Consider the following 3,978-nt stretch of genomic DNA (forward strand, 5'->3'; position numbering starts at 1 on the left):
GATGGTTAAAACCTTATTTAAACCGGATTTTAAGGATATTAAAAATGAAAGTTTGGACTATTGAAGAAGCCTCAAAAGAGTTCCAAATCGGCGCTAAAGTAAAATATTTCCCACTGCTGCGCGACAAAAGCACCTTTCATGAAGGGGAAGTAAGAAGCGAGCCATGGGTGGTGTGTGGTTGTGTCGTGATTAGCGTAACAGGCAAGGCTGGCGGTTTGGATGTCGAGCATTTGGAGTTAGTGAAATGAATACATTATTCAATAAAGACAATTCGATGGTTCCAGAACGCCCTGATGTGGATAACGAAGACGTTAAAGATATTTTTATCAAGCAAGCGGTAGAGGATTTATTTGCTGAACGAGATTGTGGCTTTACCGAGCACGAAAAGCCAATGCTTATCGAATCGTTAATGCGCCATTGGGAAGAGCACTGTGACGAGTACGAGCTGGCTAAAGACTTTGAGCGCGATGGTTGGGCTGTGGATTATGATTTTGTTACTCAACTTGAAAATGCGTGTGGCTATGTCAATGCGGCACTTAAAGCACACATTGATGAGTGGGCGAATAGTAACGATATCGCACCACCATATGAGATAGGTACTCAACTTGATATAGGCGTGATTACAGGCGTTTCTGAATATGAGCCTGCGACTTATCGCGTTCTTGTTCATGGAGAGCCTGAACACTCAACCTCTCGACGTTTGATTAAGTTTGAAGATGCGAGGTTGCAGTGATGGAACGAAAACAATTACTTGTAGAAGTCAAAAGCATTATTGGTCATGCAGTCTGCACCATGCGTACAGGTCAATCAACACAAAGCCAGCGAGACGATGCTTTGGATAATCTAGCATCGGCAATGTTTGCCATCGAGGAGTATCTGCCCCAATTAGGAAGCCAACATGACTAGTAAAAACATCGACAAAATTAAAAAACTTTTACGCTTAGCTAAATCGGCCAATGAGCATGAAGCAGCAGCGGCCATGTCACGAGCTCAAGCGCTAATGCAGCAAATGGGCCTATCAAGTGAAAGTCCAGAACTGAGTGATGTGAGTCAGTCTGATGCTGCCTCAAAGTTTAAAGCTAAAAAGCCAGCAAGCTATTTTAGTTATCTAGCAAATACGGTTGCAGAGGCGTTTGGTTGTCACTTGCATTTCAGATACGAGCCATTTACTAAAAGCTGTCATGTCGTCTTTACGGGCCACAATGAGCGCCCAGAAGTCGCTAAGTACGCGCATGAAGTACTAGAACGTCAATTGGTAAAGGCTCGCAAGGATTACATTGCAACGCTTAATAAACGCATTAAGACTTCAACTAAGACAGCAAGAGCAGATCTCTTTTGTGAGGGTTGGGTTGTGAGTGTTAGTCATCTTGTTAAAGAGTTCGCGCTCTCTGAGTCCGAATCAAATCAAATAGACGAGTACATCAAGCAGAAGCATCCAAACCTATCAGAGAGCAAAGGGCGATCTGCTTCGGTAAAAAATGCAAGAGGTGGCTCTGATGGTGCGTATTTCTCTGGAATAGCCACAGGAAGAACCGCTCAATTAAATCAAGGTGTGCAAGGTGCTGAGCAGGTAAAGATCACTTGCACAATAAACAATTAAACTTGATGCTACTTCAAAATGTACAGAGCCCATCCTAGTTGATGGGCTTTTTGCGTTTTATACTGACCGACTAAAAATAAAAGAGTCTTAATAATGTTTAAATTTAAACCTGAAAACATCGCAGCAGCTAAAGCTCAAATGGACACGTCATTTTGGGTTTCACTGGTTGGTTGTATAATAATCGCCATAGTCTGCTTGTACATCTATGCGTTTGATCCCTTGGGTGAGGTCGGTACTCAACCAAAAGAAAAAAGCGCCTCACTTAAGGTGCAAGAGGTTATCAATAACGACAAGTTTTCGGTACGCATAAATGGGGTTTGTCCTGGTCTTGAGCGATACAGTGAAGATTTATCAAGTTTTAAATTTGATGAGATTATGACAACGGCGGCTCAGATTGATTACATTACCGTTAAAGACAATATTAAGATTACTCAAAATGAACATGGTGATGTTTCTTGGCTTGATGAAATGTACAGTAATAACCCTGCTGATCGCCCTTGGTTTGTTGGTTCGTGGCTTGCATTTAAAGTGTCAGAATCACCAACAGCAGTGCCGATTGAGTATAGAGCTATGGGGCACACTTGCCGAATCGGTATATCTCATGATGGTCAATATGTACGAATAGGTAAGCAACCATGCATCTCTTTGTGCTTAGCGAAGCCGACACCGCCATTAAACCAAGACTTGATCCTAAAATTTGAATGAGATAACTCTGGTTAGCCGTTAAAGCACAAACCTATAAATTGACATATCATCTAAACGAAAGCCTGCATCATGCAGGCTTTTTGCTCTCTTCGCGTTGCTGGCTTAGGCTCTCGATATACGCCAGCGCTTTGTCTAGCGTGTCGCTGCCACTCACGGCCAGCGCTATTAGTTCACCACGGCGGGGTAAAAATCGACCGTCACGCCTATCTTTGACCGCACCCTCACTTATCCCAAGGTAACGCCCACACTCCACGTTGGAGAATCCCGCCGCCCGTTGCAGTTCAATAAATACCTGTCTCATATTTCCATTTGATTTAGTGGATATTCCACCATTATAAATTATTTTTTATCCATTTTGTTGCCTTTTGAATCGCTTGCTGATCTAATTTATGCGTAATGTTTCATGAGGGGTTGGGTATGACCTGTATTAATAAAACTCGTAAGCAACTGATACAACTCATCCATGTAGGCAAATCACGCCTTGGCATGGATGAAGACACGTATCGCGCGATGCTCACCAATATCATTGGGGTGTCGAGCGCAAAAGACGCGACCTGGCAGCAGTTAGAGCAAGTGGTCACGCACATGGCAACGCTTGGCTTTAAGCCTGCACGCTCTCGCCAGTATTCGCCTAAAAGCGGTACGGCGCGCAGCCGTGTAACCGATGCGATTAGAGCGTTATGGATTGTGATGTTTAAGCAAGGCTTTATCGCAGATGGCAGCGAGTACGCGCTTCGTGTGTGGATTGAGCGCACCTGCGGTATTAGCTCGGCGCAGTGGCTTAAAGATGAAAGTGCCAGCAAGGTACTTGAATCGCTTAAGCAGTGGCATAAGCGCGTGATGGTTCAGCGCTTGGCTAAGCCTGCGCTAAAGGCGGAGTCCTACCGTGAAGTGCGCCGTCAATTTGAATTAACAGGAGGCGCGTGATGAACAATCAGATCTCGCTTATCAGTGATGACGATATCGATGCGGCGTTTCTTGATCATGCCGATAAGCTACCAGAGGTAACAAAGCTCTGGCCGCAAGATGCGCAAGCGTTGTTTGTACACATGAAAGCTAACTTTGAAAAAGATCATGATGAGCAAAAAGCCACTGAGCTGGCATTGCGCGCCCTGCTTGAAATGTCAGAGTACGGCGGTGGGATGCAGTTTTATCTGCCGAAAAAAGACACGCTCTTTATTGCGCTGCGAGACATTCAGATTTGGAGTCTCTTTAATGGCCGTAACGTTCGTGAGCTCTCTAAGCGTTTTGGTATTACCCAAGCCCGTATTTACTTCATCTTAGGTGAGCAGCGTAAAATCGAGCATCAACGCAATCAGCCTCGGCTTTTCTAGTATTTAGGAAAGCGCGATAATCTAACCCATCCCCGCAACTCCGTTAGTCTGGCAGTCACAATCACTGTTCCTACTAACGGAGTTTTTTATGCGTAAATGTATCATTGCCCTTGTTATCGGCCATCGTGCTGGCTCACCTGGTGCAGTCCATGCCGCCACTGGCGTGTCTGAGTTTGAATACAACGAAGATCTTGCTTATTCCCTTGAGAAAGACCTAGTGCAAGCAGGCTTTGAGGTGAAAGTGGTTCACCGCAAGTCCTACCAAGCACTGCCAAGTGACATCAACGCGCTGCACCCTGATGTAATCCTCTCATTACACTGCAACAGCTTCGGTACGCA

General features: G+C 44.9%; 9 protein-coding genes. 8 read left to right on the top strand and 1 reads right to left on the bottom strand.

All coding sequences use genetic code 11. The features are described from left to right. Positions 1-44 precede the first annotated feature (44 nt). The 5 genes from RH88_RS10460 (at position 45) to RH88_RS10475 (ending at position 2,305) form a co-directional block, all read left to right on the top strand. Complete coding sequence (locus RH88_RS10460) at positions 45-248, top strand: hypothetical protein (RefSeq protein ID WP_005595674.1); 204 nt, start codon at positions 45-47, stop codon at positions 246-248. Then, positions 245-733, top strand: a complete 489-nt coding sequence (locus RH88_RS10465; protein WP_005595676.1) for a hypothetical protein — start codon at positions 245-247, stop codon at positions 731-733. The genes RH88_RS10460 and RH88_RS10465 overlap by 4 nt, the downstream gene beginning before the upstream one ends. Continuing rightward, positions 733-906 (top strand): hypothetical protein, encoded by a 174-nt coding sequence (locus RH88_RS23715; RefSeq protein WP_005595678.1) that lies wholly within the window; start codon positions 733-735, stop codon positions 904-906. The genes RH88_RS10465 and RH88_RS23715 overlap by 1 nt, the downstream gene beginning before the upstream one ends. Further along, positions 899-1,600: a DUF2786 domain-containing protein gene (locus RH88_RS10470; protein WP_005595680.1), complete on the top strand. Its 702-nt coding sequence runs from the start codon at positions 899-901 to the stop codon at positions 1,598-1,600. Before RH88_RS23715 ends, RH88_RS10470 begins: the two co-directional genes overlap by 8 nt. Positions 1,601-1,693: 93 nt before the next feature. Beyond that, positions 1,694-2,305, top strand: a complete 612-nt coding sequence (locus tag RH88_RS10475) for a hypothetical protein (RefSeq protein ID WP_005595683.1) — start codon at positions 1,694-1,696, stop codon at positions 2,303-2,305. Positions 2,306-2,372: 67 nt separating this feature from the next. On the opposite strand, the gene RH88_RS10480 is transcribed toward RH88_RS10475, so the two are convergent. After that, a complete protein-coding gene (locus RH88_RS10480) occupies positions 2,373-2,606 on the bottom strand; it encodes a hypothetical protein (protein WP_005594281.1) in 234 nt (77 codons plus the stop codon). A gap of 116 nt (positions 2,607-2,722) precedes the next feature. Between RH88_RS10480 and RH88_RS10485 the strand changes: the two genes are divergently transcribed. The 3 genes from RH88_RS10485 to RH88_RS10495 form a co-directional block, all read left to right on the top strand. Further along, on the top strand, positions 2,723-3,232 hold the full coding sequence (locus RH88_RS10485) for a gp16 family protein (protein ID WP_005595685.1): 510 nt from the start codon (positions 2,723-2,725) through the stop codon (positions 3,230-3,232). Beyond that, positions 3,232-3,639, top strand: coding sequence for a Mor transcription activator family protein (locus RH88_RS22735; protein WP_005595687.1), 408 nt, complete (start codon positions 3,232-3,234; stop codon positions 3,637-3,639). Before RH88_RS10485 ends, RH88_RS22735 begins: the two co-directional genes overlap by 1 nt. Positions 3,640-3,727: 88 nt before the next feature. Next, positions 3,728-3,978: N-acetylmuramoyl-L-alanine amidase (locus tag RH88_RS10495; protein WP_005595688.1), on the top strand; the 251-nt coding region annotated here is incomplete at its 3' end.

Source organism: Vibrio scophthalmi LMG 19158 (assembly GCF_000222585.1).
Lineage (GTDB): Bacteria > Pseudomonadota > Gammaproteobacteria > Enterobacterales > Vibrionaceae > Vibrio > Vibrio scophthalmi.

Coding starts and splice junctions, on each gene's coding strand:
- RH88_RS10460 (WP_005595674.1), top strand. CDS start 45: ATGAAAGTTTGGACTATTGAAGAAGCCTCAAAAGAGTTCCAAATCGGC.
- RH88_RS10465 (WP_005595676.1), top strand. CDS start 245: ATGAATACATTATTCAATAAAGACAATTCGATGGTTCCAGAACGCCCT.
- RH88_RS23715 (WP_005595678.1), top strand. CDS start 733: ATGGAACGAAAACAATTACTTGTAGAAGTCAAAAGCATTATTGGTCAT.
- RH88_RS10470 (WP_005595680.1), top strand. CDS start 899: ATGACTAGTAAAAACATCGACAAAATTAAAAAACTTTTACGCTTAGCT.
- RH88_RS10475 (WP_005595683.1), top strand. CDS start 1,694: ATGTTTAAATTTAAACCTGAAAACATCGCAGCAGCTAAAGCTCAAATG.
- RH88_RS10480 (WP_005594281.1), bottom strand. CDS start 2,606: ATGAGACAGGTATTTATTGAACTGCAACGGGCGGCGGGATTCTCCAAC.
- RH88_RS10485 (WP_005595685.1), top strand. CDS start 2,723: ATGACCTGTATTAATAAAACTCGTAAGCAACTGATACAACTCATCCAT.
- RH88_RS22735 (WP_005595687.1), top strand. CDS start 3,232: ATGAACAATCAGATCTCGCTTATCAGTGATGACGATATCGATGCGGCG.